This window comes from Cohnella panacarvi Gsoil 349, from assembly GCF_000515335.1.
Taxonomy (GTDB): Bacteria; Bacillota; Bacilli; order Paenibacillales; family Paenibacillaceae; genus Cohnella; species Cohnella panacarvi.
The window spans coordinates 47,459-63,537 of record NZ_KI911563.1; the positions used below are offsets into that span (position 1 = coordinate 47,459).

Sequence of the window (16,079 nt, forward strand, 5' to 3'; positions counted from 1 at the left end):
AACTCCACCGCTTTGCCATGTACGAGCTCATGCGTGAAAGCAACGGCTCCGCCGGGATGTCCGGGTTTCGTGGCGCCTTTAATGCATTGATGGTTCGTGCTGCAGAAGAAAGCGATATCGCGTTTGCAATCTTTGCCTTTAGGTCCGCGCTTGCCTCTCTTTCCTTCAGGCCCCCGAGGTCCTTGAGGCCCTTGGGCCCCTTGAGGTCCTTGATGTCCTTGGGGTCCTTGAGGCCCTTGAGGCCCTTGAGGTCCTTGAGGTCCTTGAGGTCCTTGAGGTCCTTGAGGTCCTTGAGGTCCTTGAGGTCCTTGAGGTCCTTGAGGTCCTTGAGGTCCTTCGGGTCCTTGGAATCCTCTCGGCCCGCGAGCTCCTTGCGATCCGGAGGGTCCCGCCTGTCCGGGAGTGCCTGTCGTTTGGATGATCCTCGATTTTACCCGTCTCACGACTTTTGTTCTTCTTTTTCTTACGATGGGCATTTTAGGGCATACAGCCGCCGCGCGGCGGGTTTTCCGTTTTTTCTTGCAGACGGTGATGCCTTTCTTGACGCAATGAATCGGCCGAGGTTTACGCGGTTGAACCGAAGGCGTCACACAGATCGTCTTTACTACCGTCGTTTGATTCGTCGCGTGAATCGTCGGTTTCGCGATGAATAGCGTCTTTTTGTTCGCAAAGAAGACTGTCGATTTCCGTTTAGCGACGCTGCCTAACTTCTTCATGGCCCGTTGATCGATCAAGCATAGACACCTCCCTATAGATTGACTATATATTACGCCGGGCTAGGGTAAGGAGGATGTACCTATACCTAGCAGTCTAGTAGATGAACATCTATTTATCGTGGAAAAGGGCAAGAGCGGAATCTTTCGGCCGAACGACAAAAACGGCCCCCGATGTCTCCCGGTTAGGGAGGTCGAGGGCCGTTTTTGCTTGAAGAACCTTACGATTAAGCCTGCGCGAATTCGAGCTCGATGTGAACTTTGATCGCGTCGCCGACGAGGAAACCGCCGGTCTCAAGCGCCGCGTTCCAAGTCAGGCCGAACTCGGAGCGGTTAATGACGCCGTCCGCGACGACGCCGAATTTCACGTTGCCCCATGGATCCTTCGCCGGTCCGGAAATTTCCGTGTTCAGCGTCACGGACTTCGTTACGCCAAGAATCGTCAGATCGCCGGTCAACGCGTAATCGTCGCCGCCCTTGGAGACAAGGGAAGTTTTCTTGAACGTGATTTGCGGGAACTGCTCGGCGTTGAAGAAATCGGGGGATTTCAGGTGTCCGTCGCGTCCGGCGTCCTTCGTGTCGATGCTGTTTACGTCGATCGTCAGCGTCGCGTCCAAGCTTGCCAGGTCGGCTGCGTCCGCCGTTACGCTCGCGTCGAATTCGGTGAAGCTTCCACGTACGTTCGTAATCATCATGTGTCTAACGCTGAACGTAATGCCGCTGTGCGATTTATCCAAGTTCCAATTATTTGCTGCCATCTGTCATCCATCTCCCTATACGTTTTATAGTTACTATTAAACAGTAAGTTAATTAAAAATGCAAGCACTAAGTTGCAACATTATAAAGTAAAAGATGGTTTTCATATCGGCTTAAAAAGAGTACAATAGGGTTATTGTGTAAAAAAAACGTGTTAAAAGGATGAAGAGAAACCATGACCACTGCAAACATCGGCGTCGTCGGTATGGCCGTAATGGGACGCAACCTCGCACTTAACATTGAAAGCCGCGGTTACGCTGTAGCGGTCTACAACCGTTCCGCGGACAAAACGCACGACTTGCTGAATACGGACGGCAAAGGCAAAAACTTGGTCGGCACGTACTCCGTAGAAGAGTTCGTCAATTCCTTGGAGAAGCCGCGCAAAATCCTGATCATGGTACAAGCCGGCGCAGGCACGGACGCGACGATCGAGTCGCTCTTGCCTTATCTCGACAAAGGCGACATCATCATCGACGGCGGCAACGCGTATTTCCCTGACACGCAACGCCGCAGCCGCGAACTGACGGCCAAAGGCTTTAACTTCATCGGCACCGGCGTATCCGGCGGCGAAGAAGGCGCGCTGAAAGGCCCGTCCATCATGCCGGGCGGACCTGAAGAGGCTTATCGTCTCGTCGAGCCGATTTTGACGGGCATCTCCGCGAAAGTCGGCGGCGACCCATGCTGCACGTACATCGGACCGGACGGCGCAGGCCACTACGTGAAGATGGTCCACAACGGCATCGAGTACGGCGATATGCAACTGATCTGTGAAGCCTACCAATTGCTGAAGGACGTTCTTGGCGTGTCCACGGACGAGCTTCATGAAATTTTCAAAGAATGGAACAAAGGCGAGCTCGACAGCTACCTGATTGAGATCACGACCGATATTTTCGCGGAGAAGGATCCGGAGACCGGCAAACCGATGGTCGACGTCATTCTCGACGCTGCCGGACAGAAGGGCACGGGCAAATGGACGAGCCAAAGCGCGCTCGACCTGGGCGTTCCGTTATCCATCATTACGGAATCCGTGTTCGCTCGCTTCCTGTCCGCGATGAAAGAAGAGCGCGTAGCGGCCAGCAAGCTGCTGAGCGGTCCTAAGACGAAGCCTTTCCAAGGCGACAAGAAAGCGTTCATCGAGAGCGTGCGCAAAGCGCTGTTCGCGAGCAAAATTTGCTCTTACGCGCAAGGCTTCGCGCAAATGCGCGCAGCTTCCGAAGAGTACGGCTGGAACTTGCGTTACGGCGATATCGCCATGATCTTCCGCGGCGGCTGCATTATCCGCGCCCGCTTCCTTCAGAACATCAAAGACGCCTATGACCGCGACCCGCAGCTTCGCAACCTGCTGCTGGACGAATACTTCAAAGGCGTCGTGGAATCGTATCAAGACGCATGGCGCGAAGTCGTATCGGCGGCCGTCGCGTACGGCATTCCGGTACCGTCGTTCGCCAGCGCGATCGCCTACTACGACAGCTACCGTTCGGCACGTCTGCCGGCGAACCTGCTGCAAGCGCAACGCGACTACTTCGGCGCTCACACGTTCAAACGCGTGGACAAAGAAGGCACGTTCCACCACAACTGGCTTAATGGTTAATTAGATTTTTTATCGGAGCGGCTTCTTCGGCATAAGCTCGCTGAGCATTAGACGGAAGCAAGCGGTCTCCTTATCGCTCGGGTTCCGCCGATGGACAAGCAGCAAGGCCATCTCCGCGAAACATACGAAATGCGCAAGCAGCTGCGGCCGATCGAGCCCCGACCATTCGGGCGCTCCTTCGGCCACTTTTGTCTTGATGAAGCCGAGCGCGGCTTTTACGTCGTCGCGACAGAGCGGGTAGGCGGGATCGAGCAGTCTTCTAAGCGGATCGTCGGCTTGTGCTGCGACTGTTTCGGGATTCACGGAGACCATCACCTTTGATCTGATATGGCATACACTATCAAACTTACGGTAAATCGCGTCGATTTATACCTTCGGGGCTTTTGTGATATAGTAGAACCAGCGTATTGCCAAGGAGTGGGAAATAGGAGTGGACGGACTGGGCAAGTGCCGCAATATCGTGCTCGTCGGGTTCATGGGGACGGGGAAGTCGACGGTGAGCCGGATCCTGTCGGAGCGTCTCGGATGGGAACGGATCGATACGGACGAAGAGATCGAACGACGCGCGGGCAAGACGATTCCGCAGCTGTTCGCGGAAGAGGGCGAACAAAGCTTCCGGAATTGGGAAAGTCGAGTGCTGGAGGACGTGCTTTCGGGAAGCGGCAAGGTGGTCGCCACCGGAGGAGGAGCCGTCTTAAGGGAGAGCAATCGCCGCGTCATGCTTGCGGGAGGATGGGTCGTCGCGCTTACGGCGGACAAGGATAGTCTGATCAAGCGCGTATCGAGCTCTGCCGCGGCAGGATCGAGGCCCTTGCTCGCCGGCGACGCGGAGGCACGCGTTACGGCGCTGCTGGAGTCGAGACAACGGGCGTACGACTTCGCTCAGGCGACGATCGACACGAGCCGATTATCGCCTGCGGACGTCGCGAATATGATGCTGAATTGGATGCGATGAGGCAGCCGGGCGGTTAAGGCTGGTTAACCCAAGCGAGCATGCCGCCGACGAGGTTGGTCGCGCCTTTGTAACCGAGTTGCTCAAGGTATTGGCATGCTTGGTCGCTGCGGTAACCGCTGCGGCAGATGATGACGACTTCCTCGTCGCGAGGGATTTCGTCCAGGCGTTGCGGAATTTGGCCGAGCGGGATATGAACGGCGCCCTGGATCATGCCGTGCGCGACTTCTTCATGCTCGCGGACATCGATCATGCGTATGGATTGTCCGGCGTCCAGCCGTTCTCGTAATTGTTCTGGCGTAATGGTCGCGAATGCGCTCATCGTCGTAACTTCCTTCCATGGATCATGATAGGTTCATCATAAGAAACTGCATACGCCGCTGTCAAATGAACGGTTATCAGGCGCAAGGAGGAGCATATGGTCATCGCCGTCGCAGTCGCGATCGCGGGATTCGCAGGGGCGGTGTCCCGCTATGGCATCGGTCTTGCTTTTCCGGATAACGGAGGAGCGGGGTTCCCTTGGGCTACCTTGTTCATTAATTTAGCGGGAAGCCTGCTGCTGGGCTTATTATTCGGGCTTGCCTCTCGCGGCAAGCTGCCCCAATGGTTCAAGGAAGCTGCCGGAACGGGATTTCTGGGCGCATTCACGACGTTCAGCGCCTTTAACGGACAGTTGTGGTTATTGTGGGAAAATCATGCCTACGGCTTTGCGTTAGCCTATGCGCTGGCCAGCGGCGCCGTCGGATGGGCGTTAGCCGCGGCAGGCTTAGCATGGGGCGGTAAGGAGCGAAGCGCATGAGTCTGTTAACGATCGGGCTAGTCGGCCTCGGCGGGGCGATCGGAACGCTTATTCGATACGGAGTGGGATGGCTTGCAACCCGGAAGAACAAACCCTCCTATCTCGCTACGCTCACCGTTAACTTATCCGGGTGTTTCTTCATCGGATTGCTACTCGGACTCGGTTGGCAGGACAAGCACGAGGCGTTATACGCTTTCGCGGCCACAGGCGTTCTCGGAGGGCTGACGACGTACTCCACGCTGAACGTGCAGAAAGCGACGATGCGGCGAACGTCTTCCCGCAAGACGCTGGGGTTGTACTTGCTCGCGACGTACGCAGGAGGTGCTTTGCTTACCGCGGCAGGCGCCATGGTCAGTCATTTCGTTATCGGTTATTTGATTACTACATAGATTCTAGGAGCGTGCTTAACAGATGGATATGATCGTTACGCCGACGGGGCGGCTTCAAGGCGAAATCCAAGCCCTGTCTTCCAAAAACTACACGACGCGCTACTTGCTCGTCGCCGCGCTCGCGGAAGGCACCAGCACAATCTTGCATCCGGCGCACAGCGAGGACGGAGAAGCGATGCGCAGATGCATTCGCGACCTCGGCGCAATCGTCGAAGAAGACGACGAGAAGATCGTCATTACGGGCTTCGGCCGCAATCCTCGTCCCTCGAAGGAATTGGACGTAGGCAATGCGGGCGCCGTTCTCCGATTCGTCATGTCGATCGCGGCGCTGCTGCCGGAAGTTCATTTCGTCAATTCGTACCCGCAATCGCTGGGCAAACGACCGCACGACGATCTGATCACCGCTCTCGAGAGCATGGGCGTGAAGATCGAGCATCGGGAAGGCAAGCTCCCGCTGACGATTCGCGGAGGGCAACCGCGCGGCGGCAAGATTCAAGTGTCCGGCAGCGTAAGCTCCCAGTTCTTGAGCTCTCTGCTGTTCCTGACGCCGCTGCTGGACGAGGACAGCGAAATCGAAGTGCTGCACGATCTGAAATCGAAGGTCGTCGTCGGCCAGACGCTCGAAGTGCTCGCGCAAGCAGGCATCGTCATCGAAGCTTCCGAGGACTTGATGCACTACAGAATTCCGGGCAAGCAGCGCTATAAAGCGCAGACGTATTCCGTGCAAGGAGATTATCCGGGCTCGGCCGCGATTCTCGCTGCTGCATCGGTTACGCAATCGGACGTTATCGTCCACCGTCTCCTCGAGACGAGCAAACAAGGCGAACGCGCCGTCGTCGACGTGCTCAAGGCGATGCAAGTGCCGCTTACTCATGAGAACGGCATCGTTCACGTGAAAGGCAACGGCAAGCTGGTCGCGGGAGAGTTCGACGGAGACGAGTTCACCGACGGCGTTCTGGCCATGGTCGCCGCCAGCGTCTTCGCGGAAGGCACTTCGCGTTTCTACAACGTGGAGAACTTGCGTTTCAAGGAGTGCGACCGGATCACCGACTACTTGGCTGAGCTTCGCAAGGCCGGCGCGAGAGTGGAGGAGAAGCGCGACGAGATCATCGTGCACGGCCGTCCCGAGGGAGTCGAAGGCGGAGTCGAGATCGACGCGCATTTCGATCACCGGGTGATTATGGCGCTCACGATCGTCGGCCTGCGGGCGAAGCGGCCGATTCGGATTAAAGACGCTCACCATGTGGCGAAATCGTATCCGCATTACTTCGATCACTTGAAGGCGCTTGGCGCGCAGGTCGAGTGGGTAAGCTAAAAGATCCGAACCTAGGAGAGTGACCTGAATGGCATTCGACAATCCTTCGCGAGAGCAGATCAAGCAGATTCTGCAAGAAGCGAACCATATCGCGGTCGTCGGTTTGTCCGACGATCCGTCCAAGACGTCGCATATGGTATCCGAAGCGATGCAGCGCAAAGGCTATCGGATCATACCGGTCAATCCGAACGCAACGACGATATTGGGCGAGAAATGCTATCCTACGCTCGCGGACGTACCCGATCCGATCGATATCGTGAACGTGTTCCGTCGTCCCGAGCATACGCCGCAGGTCGCCAAGGACGCCGTCGCCGCCGGCGCGAAGGTGCTCTGGCTGCAACTGGGCATCGTAAGCGACGAGGCGGCCGCGATCGCCGAGGAAGGCGGCTTAACGGTCATCATGGACCGATGCATCAAGGTCGAAGACTCTATTCTTCTGCCGGACGGGAAGCAATAGCTTTATGAACTGCCATTACGTTGTGCCGTCTTCCTCGAAGGCGGCATAACGTTTTTAAGACGGGTCGGCTACGCTTGCAAAACAAAGCTTCCGGGCTTACCATCGAGAGAGAGGAGGGGTAACGGACGTATGTTCGGTATGGGCTATCTCCAACGGCTTGGACGGGCTATGATGCTGCCGATGACGGTGCTGCCCGCGGCCGCGATATTCATGCTATTATCGAGATTGCCTTGGGATGCGCTCGGATGGGCGAAAGCGGAGGATTTGCTATACGCGGCGGGCATCGAGATTTTCCAGCTCGTTCCGTTCGTGTTCGCGATCGGAATCGCGCTTGCCATGTCCGGGCAGAATGCATCCGCCGGCATGGCGGCGCTGACGGGCATGTTCGTATTCCAGGCGGTGACGCAGGCATACGATCCGAACGGCGTGCAGTCGTCGATGTTCGCGGGAGCGGTCATCGGGATCGCGTCAAGCTGGGCGCACGATCGGTTCAAAACGTTCCAACTGCCGGAGTTTCTGCAATTTTTCGGCGGGTCGCGGTTCGTGCCGCTATTCATGAGCTTCTTCTCCCTGTTATTCGCGATCATGATGATTTACGCGGGCGAATCCATCAGAAGCTTCGCGGAGTCGTCGGGGACGATCGTCGTTTCCGCCGGCGGATTCGGCATTTTCTTATACGGATTTCTGCATCGCATTCTTGTCGCGTTCGGACTTCATCATCTGCTTAATCACCTGTTCTGGTTTCAGATCGGACAATATCAAGACGAAGGCGGGACGGTATACTTCGGGGATTTGCCGAGGTTTTTCGCGGGGGATGAGACGGCGGGCTATTTCATGGCGGGCCTCTATCCGACCATGATGTTCGCGCTTCCCGCGATCGCTTTCGCCATTATTCACGAGGCGCGCGAGGATTTGAAGCCCAAGACCCGCAAGCAATTCCGGGTGGCGGCATTAAGTTCTTTTCTGACCGGCATAACGGAGCCGATCGAGTTCGCGTTTCTGTTCGTCGCTCCTTATTTATTCCTTATTCATGCCGTCATCTCGGGCGGCATTATGTGGGTCGTCTACGAGCTGGGCATTCGGCACGGATTCACGTTCTCCGCCGGAGTATTCGAATACGTCGTTAATATGCCGCTCGCGACCAAAGGCTGGCTGCTGTTGCCGGTCGGCGCGGCAGTAGGCGTCATCTACTATGTCGTGTTCAGATGGAGCATCAGGCGCTTCCAGCTCACGACGCCGGGTCGCGAGGATGCGACGAGGCTGGACGATTGGGCAGGCGATATTCCTTATCGGGCTCCGCTCATTCTGCAATCGCTCGGCGGCAAAGAGAACATCGTTCGGCTTGAAGCCTGCATTACCAGACTCCGGCTTACGCTCGAGGACGACGATCGCAAAGTGGACGTTCAAGCGCTCAGGCATCTCGGCGCGGCCGGCGTCATCAGACTCGGCAGCGGGCACGTGCAAGTCGTATTCGGTACATACTCGGAGCTTATTCGCGAAGAAATCGAGAAGCTGCTTCAGCAGGACGTTCGGCAGGTACAATTCCACGCGCCGGTTCAAGGACGCATGATTCCGCTGGATGAAGTCGAAGATCCGATATTCGCCGGGCGGCTTGTCGGGCGGGGCGTCGCTTTCATCCCGGATAAAGGCGAGCTCGTAGCGCCGGTTAAAGGCCAGGTCATTCACATCCATCCTTCCTTGCACGCGATCGGCCTACAGACGGCGGACGGACTGGAAGTGCTGCTGCACGTCGGCATAAACACTTCCCAGTTGGGAGGCAAAGGCTTCGCCGCGCTCGTGAACATCGGAGACGAAGTGTTGCCGGGACAGCCGTTGCTCAGGTTCCATCTTCCAACGCTGAAGCAGCATGCCAAATCGCTTGCGACGCCAATGGTCATTACGAATTCCGAGATCGTCAAGTCGTGGCGCTTCGCGCCGTTCAAGACGGTGAAAAAAGGGCAGGCGGCCGTCATGTCGGTCGTCGTGAACGAGAGAGAAAAGAAGGGGGCGGGGAAATGATTCAAGCTTTGGGAGCATCGGATGGCATCGCGATCGGCAAAGCGTTCGTTCTGCCGCATTGGGAGTGGGAGCTTCCCGAACAAAGGCTGGACGTAGGCGATTTAGCCAAAGAATTCGATAGGCTTTACGAGGGCATTCGCCGCTCCAAAACGGAAATCAACCAGATGAAGACCGAGCTGGACGAAGCGGTAGGCTCGCAAGAATCCAGCATCTTCGACGCCCATCTGGCGATTCTGGAAGATCCGGTGTTCATGAACGAAATTCAAGGGATCATCCAGCGGCAATACAAGGTGGCCGAAGTGGCGGTTAAAGAAGCGATCGACCATTTCGTGACGATGTTCGATTTGCTGGACGACGAGTACATGAAGGAACGGGCGCTCGACATCAAGGACGTGGGCAACAGGCTGCTTAAACATTTGCTCGGAGCGCCGGAGATCGAGCTGCCGGAGGACTCCCAGCCTTTCATTCTCGTCGTAAGGGAGCTTTCCCCTTCGCAGCTCGTTCATCTCAAGCCGGAGCTCGTGCTCGGCGTCGTGACGATGATCGGAAGTCCGACGTCCCATGCGGCTATTATGGCGCGCGCTTTCGGCATTCCGATGGTGATGGGCGTCGAAGGCAAGCTTGCGGCTCCGATCTCGACGGGAGAACTCGTCATCGTCGACGGCGGAACCGGAGTGCTGCACGTCGATCCGAAGCCGGAGACGGTGTCGCGGTATACGGAAATGCGCAAGCGCCAGATGGAAGAGAAGGAACGGCTGCTCACGCTTGCCGAAGTGCCCGCGATTACGCCGGACGGGGTCACTTTGACCCTTGCCGCCAACATCAGTTCGTTCAAAGAGCTGCAAGCCGCTCTGAACAACGGCGCGAAGGGCGTAGGGTTGTTCCGTACCGAGTTTCTGTACATGGATCGCGACCGTTTCCCTACGGAAGAAGAACAGTTCTCGGTTTACAAGGCGGTCGCGGAGAAGCTGGGGGGCCATTCGCTTATTATTCGAACGCTCGATATCGGCGGGGATAAGCAATTGGATTACTACGAACTTCCAATGGAAGAAAACCCGTTCCTCGGCTACAGAGCCATTCGATTCAGTCTCGATCGCAAGGATCTGTTCAAAATCCAGTTGAGAGCGATCCTTCGCGCTTCGATCTACGGAGACGTCCATATCATGTATCCGTTGATCACTTCCGTGGAAGAGTTCCGGGAAGCGAACGAAGTGCTCGATGCCGCAAGGCGGGAGCTTGAAGCGGAAGGCCACGAGTTCGGCCGCAAGATTAAAGTCGGCATCATGATCGAGGTTCCGGCCGCGGTGGCCATCGCGGACTTGCTCGCGGAGGAAGTCGCGTTCTTCAGCATCGGCACGAACGATCTTATTCAGTTCACGCTGGCGGTCGATCGGATGAACGAACATATCAACCATCTGTATGAGCCGTTCCATCCGGCGGTGTTGCGGATGCTGCGGGCCGTCGTTAACGCCGCCCGCCAACACGGCATTCCGGTCAACGTCTGCGGCGAGCTCGCGGGCGACGTTCGCGCGTTGCCGATCTGGCTGGGGCTTGGCATCGACGAGCTAAGCTTGTCGGCGCAAGCGATCCTGCCGGTTAAAGAGTGCATGCTCCGGACGAAAGCGGCGGATAGTCGCAGCCTTCTGGGCGAGCTGTTCAAGTATCGGACGGCGGGAGATATCCGCTCAAGCGCGGAACGGTTTTACGCCGAGAAGCTGCTGACCTCCGCGACAGACCGAATTGCGCCATAAACGAAGAAGGATACGCCCGATTACGGGAGTATCCTTCATGCAGGCGGTCCATCAGCGTCCGAAGAGCAAATCGCAGAACGCCTTCGCGTAAGGCGGCAAATCCGGCGGCCTGCGGGCCGAGACGATGTTGCGGTCGACGACGACCGCTTCGTCGAGCCACTTCGCTCCCGCGTTCTCCATGTCGTCCCGAATGCCGGGCGTCGATGTCACGGTTCTGTCCTGCAGGATTTTAGCGGAGATCAATACCCAGCCAGCATGGCAAATTTGGCCGATCGGCTTGCCTTGATCGTTCATCTTGCGGATGAAGTCGAGCACGCGCGCGTCGCGGCGGATCTTATCCGGCGCCCAACCGCCGGGAACGAGAACGCCGTCGCAACGGTCCGCGTCCAGCTCTTCGTACCCGATGTCGGCGACGGCGGGGACGCCGTATTTGCCGATATGCTTGCGTCCCTTTTCGGGACCGGCGTAGATCACCTCGGCGCCTTCTTCGCGAGCGCGATAGACGGGATACCATAACTCTAAATCTTCGAATTCGTCGTCAACCAAGCAGATGACGCGTTTAGTCGTCATGCGGATTCTCTCCTCCATCTATGGGTTCCCGTACATTGTAGCAAATGTTGGACTATCCTTCACGTTATGCGAACACGAAAGGATTGTGGCATATTGAGGTTTACGAATTCAGCCCGCTATTTGCGGTACGCGCCAGCCGCCGCGGTCATGATCGCGATCTTCGTGCTTTCTTCCCGCACCGGCGACGAGATGAACACCTGGCTGCCGTGGGCGCAGCGGTGGGTGCCTTTCTTGACGGACTTTAACCCGATGCATTACGTCGCTTATTTCGGCCTGGCGCTGACGATCGCCTTCGGGCAAGGGAAGGCTGCCTTAACGATGTCAGGCTGCATAATCAACGTCGCGATATGCGTCATATACGGCATTACGGACGAATGGCATCAATCCTACGTGCCGATGCGTTCGCCGGACGCAAGCGATCTGCTGCACGATTTCATCGGGGCCGCGGCAGCAGCCGTGCTCGTCTATTTGGTCGGTAACGGTTACAGAATTAGGCGTGCCAAAAATTACACGTCTTAACGAAGCAGGAATCGAGGCCATAAAGGACGAATGGAGTAGGGCAAGCTCTTTTTGTGTAAGGAGAGAGACCCCGTTGCTTAAATCGTGCACATGCGGCCAACAGATGGAATTATCGTTACGTACCGTTATTTTCGCCAAAAAAGTAAATATCACGAACGTTCCCGTATATAGCTGCGCCATATGCGGACGCAACGACGTGTTCCACGGCGTCAAAGACGACGTCGGACGGTTGATCAGTCAGCTAGGAACCGTGTCCGATTCCCGCAGCATCCCGTTCGATCAAATGCACGAATGGGCCGGCTTGCTGTCGGATATGCGAACGCAGATGAGAACGCTGCAGCCTTCGGACGTCGCTAAAGCGACCGAGGAGCGAACGAACCAATTGCTGGATCTTCTTAATCTTGCAACGGCGCTCGGAGACGAAGAATGGAAGAAAGAGATTCAAGCTCGTCTTGCTCAGCTAAGCGCGCAGTACATACGATAGGATCGGATACGCCCGGGACGGCTTTGCCGTCCTTTTCTTTTTTGCTTCGGGATGGTTAATCTGCTACGATAAAGCTACGGATTCGATCCCGAGGAGGGCATAACGATGGCAAAACTGCAGCAATTGACGAGTATGGAGCAGTGGGAGCAGGCGTTGCAAGGAACGTCGAACAAACCTCTGCTGGTGTTCAAGCATAGCACTTCGTGTCCGATCAGCGCAGGCGCTCACGAAGAGCTACTGCATTTTATCCAGGACGATACCGGCTTGCCGGTCGATTACATGCTTGTCCGGGTAATCGAGGAGCGACCGATCAGCAACGCGATCGCGGAGCAGCTCGACGTCAAGCACGCTTCCCCGCAAGCGATACTCGTGAAGGACGGCCAAACGGTGTGGGACACTTCGCACTGGCACATTACGTATGCGTTTCTGGCCGAGAAGCTTGGCAATCCCGCGCAAAGCTAATCTATCGAATCATCCTATCAAACCTCGTGTCAGATTGCTAAACATGAGGTTTTGTCGTATGATTACCTTAATAATCCACGATCGGACACGTAAATCCTCCGATCTCTAACATTGGAGCGAATCATTGTGACGGTAACCATTTATGACGTAGCGCGCGAAGCCGGCGTATCGATGGCGACGGTATCTCGGGTCGTCAACAACAATCCGAATGTCAAGCCTCAAACCCGCAAGAAAGTATACGAGGCCATCGAACGTCTCGGCTATCGTCCGAACGCCGTAGCGCGGGGATTGGCCAGCAAGAAGACGACGACCGTCGGCGTCGTCATTCCCGACATCGCGAACGCATTGTTCGCCGAAGTCGCACGCGGGATTGAAGATATCGCGAACATGTATCACTACAATATTATTCTTTGCAACTCGGACAAGCGTAAAGACAAAGAGATCCGCGTCATCAACACGCTGCTGGAGAAGCAAGTAGACGGCCTGCTGTTCATGGGCGGGGCGGTCACGGACGATCACGTTCAGGCGTTCCAGACGTCGAACGTGCCGATCGTGCTTTGCGCGACGACGGACGAGAAGGGCGTCATCCCTTCCGTCGATATCGACCATGAGGCGGCTGCATTCGATGCGGTTAACCGCCTGATCGCGGACGGACATCGTTCGATCGCCATGATCAGCGGCACGCTGCAGGATCCTGCGAACGGTTACGCGAGATTCCAGGGATACAAGCGAGCGCTGGAACAAGCGGGCATCGCCTATCGCGAAGACTACGTGCGCGTCGGCAATTATCGGTACGAATCCGGCATCGATGCGACGACGTACTTCCTCGGCTTGTCCGATTGCCCTACGGCGATCTTCGCCGCAACGGACGAAATGGCCATCGGCGCCATCCACTGCATTCAGGATTCGGGGTTAAGCGTGCCCAATGATGTATCCGTTATCAGCGTTGACAATAGCCGCATCTCTTCCATGGTGCGTCCGTTGCTTACGACGGTCGCCCAACCGATGTACGATATCGGCGCCGTATCGATGCGTCTCTTGACGAAGCTGATGAAGAAAGAGACGGTCGAGACCGCCAAGGTCACGCTGCCGCACGAGCTGATCGTGCGCCGCTCCGTCGCTGGCCCGAAAGGCAAGTAAACGTATAAAGATGCCCTGCGCCGGGAATGTTGCCGACGCAGGGCTTTTGTATGGGCGGCTAGGCCGTCCTTAGAACGAGAGTATAGTTAGAGGAAGGATGAACCCAAGAATGGCTAGTTACGGGACGATCGGCATTATCGGTGCCATGGAAGAGGAAATCAAGCTGTTGTTAGAACATATGGACAATCCGCAGGCGGAGCAGCACGCGGGGCTTACTTACCATCGGGGAACGCTCCATGGACGCAAAGTCGTGGTGACGCAATCCGGGGTAGGCAAAGTGAACGCGGCCGTATGCACGCAAGTGCTGATCGACCGGTTCAGCGCGGACGCGGTGCTGTTCACCGGCGTTGCCGGCGCCGTAGATCCGGCGCTGAACATCGGCGATATCGTCATCTCGACCAGCAGTCTGCAGCACGACGTGGACGTAACGGCGCTCGGCTTTAAACGAGGCGAGGTTCCGTACCAAGCGGTGTCCGAGTACCCTTCCGATGAAGCGCTCGTCAAGCTTGCGCAAGCCGCGGGGGAGAACGTATTCCCTGGACGCTGCCGTACGGGACGAGTGTTGTCGGGCGACCAATTCATCGCCGATCGCGCGGTGGTCAGAATGCTGCATGAAGAGCTGGGAGGCGCATGCACGGAGATGGAAGGAGCCGCGGTCGCGCAAGTGTGCCATATGAACGGAGTTCCGCACGTTATTATCCGCTCGATGTCCGACAAAGCGGACGGCTCCGCGCACGTGAATTTCGCCGAGTTCACGGTGGAAGCGGCAGACCGCTCGTTCGCGATCGTAAGCGGTATGGTGCAAGAGTTGTAATCGTATGCGAGCGAATCCTCCTCTGTAACGGTCCGCGAGACCGCTGCAGCACGAACAATCGCAAAACCGTCGCTGTAACGGTCCGCGAGACCGCTGCAACGCAAAGATGGCTGCCTAAGGGCAGCCATCTTCGCGTATTCCAAGATTATAAATGCTGGAGAGCGATTTCAATCATCGCCTTGTTCTTGTCCGTGATCTCTTGTCTCCGGGGCATCGGCGTCCATGTCGACGTATCGTCGAGCCAAGTAGAAGGGAGCTGATCGGGGCGGTGCGGGCTTTGCAGCGTCGGCCATCCCTCCGGAAGCATCCCTCCATGCGACAATCGGTCTATGCTGTCCAGAAGGGGATGGGCGGACATCTCTAACCATAGCAGGCCCCAAGCGCGAGGGACGACTCGCCAATGGTCATAGCCGCCTCCTCCAAGAGCGATCCAACGGCCGTTCGTATACTGGTCCGCCAGCTCGTGGATGAGGCGGGGCATCTCCCGATAGATGCGCATGCTGCAATGGATATGCGCCAGCGGATCGAAGGCGTGCGCGTCGCAGCCGTGCTGGCTGACGATCACGTCCGGCTTGAAGGCTTCGACCGCCCGTACTATGCCTAGCTTGAACACGTCGAGCCACGAGTCGTCTTCGGTGTACGGTTCCATCGGTAAGTTCAAGCAGGAGCCGTAGCCGGAAGAGTGGCCCCGTTCGTGATGGAAGCCGGTTCCGGGGAACAGAAATTTGCCCGTCTCGTGAATCGAGAGCGTGAAGACTTCCGGATCATCGTAAAAAAACCATTGAACCCCGTCCCCGTGGTGAACGTCGGTATCGATATACAAGACGCGGGCTCCGTATTTGCGACGAATACTGGAAATCGCCGCTGCCGCATCGTTATAGACGCAAAAGCCGGAGGCTCGATCCGGGAATGCATGGTGCAGCCCTCCTGCCAGATGCAGCGCGCGATCTGCTCGGCCGGACATGACGGCTTCCGCAGCCGCGAGCGAGCCGGCCACGACGGCAAGCGAAGCCGTCTCCATGCCCGGAAAGTAAGGCGTGTCGCCGCCTTGGTCAAGCCCGTACTGGGGCGCATTGTCGATAGCCGTCAACGCAGGGGATGGTTCGCTTAATGCCGATACGGCAGTTATGTAATCGGGACGATGGATAAGGGCGACTTCTTCGCGAGCCTCGTCCAATGAGGCAGGGGGGATTTCGGCTTTGTCGTCGAGAGCGTCGCACCGGCGCAGCAGCTCTTCCGTGAGCGCCAGCCTGATCGGATGAAACGGGTGCTGCTCGTTGAAAAGGTACTGCTTGGATGCTGAATTATCGATCCATAGTGCTCGGGAATTCAAGCGGGTCGCCTGCCT

The 16,079-nt window shown here is 56.9% G+C and carries 18 protein-coding genes; 13 read left to right on the forward strand and 5 right to left on the reverse strand.

Annotation, left to right across the window (positions count from 1 at the left end; all coding sequences use genetic code 11):
* Nucleotides 1-940: 940 nt before the first annotated feature.
* Entirely contained in the window at nt 941-1,471 is a 531-nt protein-coding gene (locus tag COHPA_RS0100225) for a YceI family protein (RefSeq protein WP_027084172.1), read from the reverse strand.
* A gap of 173 nt (nt 1,472-1,644) precedes the next feature.
* Between COHPA_RS0100225 and gndA the strand changes: the two genes are divergently transcribed.
* Nucleotides 1,645-3,060 (forward strand): NADP-dependent phosphogluconate dehydrogenase, encoded by a 1,416-nt coding sequence (gene gndA, locus COHPA_RS0100230; RefSeq protein WP_027084173.1) that lies wholly within the window; start codon nt 1,645-1,647, stop codon nt 3,058-3,060.
* A gap of 9 nt (nt 3,061-3,069) precedes the next feature.
* Here gndA and COHPA_RS0100235 read toward each other — a convergent pair whose 3' ends face one another.
* On the reverse strand, nt 3,070-3,363 hold the full coding sequence (locus tag COHPA_RS0100235; protein ID WP_027084174.1) for a hypothetical protein: 294 nt from the start codon (nt 3,361-3,363) through the stop codon (nt 3,070-3,072).
* Between the two features lie 127 nt (nt 3,364-3,490).
* On the opposite strand from COHPA_RS0100235, the gene COHPA_RS0100240 reads away from it, so the two are divergent.
* Entirely contained in the window at nt 3,491-4,015 is a 525-nt protein-coding gene (locus tag COHPA_RS0100240; RefSeq protein WP_027084175.1) for a shikimate kinase, read from the forward strand.
* 13 nt (nt 4,016-4,028) lie between these two features.
* Here COHPA_RS0100240 and COHPA_RS0100245 read toward each other — a convergent pair whose 3' ends face one another.
* Nucleotides 4,029-4,334 carry a rhodanese-like domain-containing protein gene (locus COHPA_RS0100245; RefSeq protein WP_027084176.1) on the reverse strand — a complete coding sequence of 102 codons (306 nt, stop codon included), beginning with the start codon at nt 4,332-4,334 and terminating at the stop codon, nt 4,029-4,031.
* Between the two features lie 96 nt (nt 4,335-4,430).
* Here COHPA_RS0100245 and COHPA_RS0100250 point away from each other — a divergent pair, with 96 nt between their 5' ends.
* The 6 genes from COHPA_RS0100250 to ptsP all read left to right on the forward strand — a co-directional run bounded on the left by COHPA_RS0100250 (nt 4,431) and on the right by ptsP (nt 10,742).
* Nucleotides 4,431-4,811 carry a fluoride efflux transporter FluC gene (locus COHPA_RS0100250; protein ID WP_027084177.1) on the forward strand — a complete coding sequence of 127 codons (381 nt, stop codon included), beginning with the start codon at nt 4,431-4,433 and terminating at the stop codon, nt 4,809-4,811.
* A complete protein-coding gene (locus tag COHPA_RS0100255) occupies nt 4,808-5,200 on the forward strand; it encodes a fluoride efflux transporter FluC (protein WP_027084178.1) in 393 nt (130 codons plus the stop codon). The genes COHPA_RS0100250 and COHPA_RS0100255 overlap by 4 nt, the downstream gene beginning before the upstream one ends.
* A gap of 22 nt (nt 5,201-5,222) precedes the next feature.
* On the forward strand, nt 5,223-6,515 hold the full coding sequence (aroA, locus tag COHPA_RS0100260) for a 3-phosphoshikimate 1-carboxyvinyltransferase (protein WP_027084179.1): 1,293 nt from the start codon (nt 5,223-5,225) through the stop codon (nt 6,513-6,515).
* Nucleotides 6,516-6,543: 28 nt separating this feature from the next.
* A complete protein-coding gene (locus COHPA_RS0100265) occupies nt 6,544-6,972 on the forward strand; it encodes a CoA-binding protein (RefSeq protein WP_027084180.1) in 429 nt (142 codons plus the stop codon).
* A gap of 129 nt (nt 6,973-7,101) precedes the next feature.
* A complete protein-coding gene (locus COHPA_RS0100270) occupies nt 7,102-8,991 on the forward strand; it encodes a glucose PTS transporter subunit IIA (RefSeq protein ID WP_027084181.1) in 1,890 nt (629 codons plus the stop codon).
* Complete coding sequence (ptsP, locus tag COHPA_RS0100275) at nt 8,988-10,742, forward strand: phosphoenolpyruvate--protein phosphotransferase (RefSeq protein WP_027084182.1); 1,755 nt, start codon at nt 8,988-8,990, stop codon at nt 10,740-10,742. The genes COHPA_RS0100270 and ptsP overlap by 4 nt, the downstream gene beginning before the upstream one ends.
* Before the next feature lie 51 nt (nt 10,743-10,793).
* Here ptsP and COHPA_RS0100280 read toward each other — a convergent pair whose 3' ends face one another.
* Nucleotides 10,794-11,318 carry a type 1 glutamine amidotransferase domain-containing protein gene (locus COHPA_RS0100280; protein WP_035119787.1) on the reverse strand — a complete coding sequence of 175 codons (525 nt, stop codon included), beginning with the start codon at nt 11,316-11,318 and terminating at the stop codon, nt 10,794-10,796.
* An 87-nt stretch (nt 11,319-11,405) separates the two neighbouring features.
* On the opposite strand from COHPA_RS0100280, the gene COHPA_RS0100285 reads away from it, so the two are divergent.
* From COHPA_RS0100285 to COHPA_RS0100305, 5 genes are all read left to right on the forward strand, one after another.
* On the forward strand, nt 11,406-11,831 hold the full coding sequence (locus COHPA_RS0100285; RefSeq protein WP_027084184.1) for a VanZ family protein: 426 nt from the start codon (nt 11,406-11,408) through the stop codon (nt 11,829-11,831).
* A gap of 103 nt (nt 11,832-11,934) precedes the next feature.
* Nucleotides 11,935-12,315, forward strand: a complete 381-nt coding sequence (locus COHPA_RS0100290; RefSeq protein WP_035119790.1) for a hypothetical protein — start codon at nt 11,935-11,937, stop codon at nt 12,313-12,315.
* A 105-nt stretch (nt 12,316-12,420) separates the two neighbouring features.
* On the forward strand, nt 12,421-12,777 hold the full coding sequence (gene ytxJ, locus COHPA_RS0100295; RefSeq protein WP_027084186.1) for a bacillithiol system redox-active protein YtxJ: 357 nt from the start codon (nt 12,421-12,423) through the stop codon (nt 12,775-12,777).
* A 126-nt stretch (nt 12,778-12,903) separates the two neighbouring features.
* Nucleotides 12,904-13,917 (forward strand): catabolite control protein A, encoded by a 1,014-nt coding sequence (gene ccpA / locus COHPA_RS0100300; RefSeq protein WP_027084187.1) that lies wholly within the window; start codon nt 12,904-12,906, stop codon nt 13,915-13,917.
* Nucleotides 13,918-14,026: 109 nt separating this feature from the next.
* On the forward strand, nt 14,027-14,731 hold the full coding sequence (locus tag COHPA_RS0100305) for a 5'-methylthioadenosine/adenosylhomocysteine nucleosidase (RefSeq protein ID WP_027084188.1): 705 nt from the start codon (nt 14,027-14,029) through the stop codon (nt 14,729-14,731).
* 145 nt (nt 14,732-14,876) lie between these two features.
* On the opposite strand, the gene COHPA_RS0100310 is transcribed toward COHPA_RS0100305, so the two are convergent.
* Nucleotides 14,877-16,064 (reverse strand): acetoin utilization protein AcuC, encoded by a 1,188-nt coding sequence (locus COHPA_RS0100310; RefSeq protein WP_027084189.1) that lies wholly within the window; start codon nt 16,062-16,064, stop codon nt 14,877-14,879.
* Nucleotides 16,065-16,079: the final 15 nt, after the last annotated feature.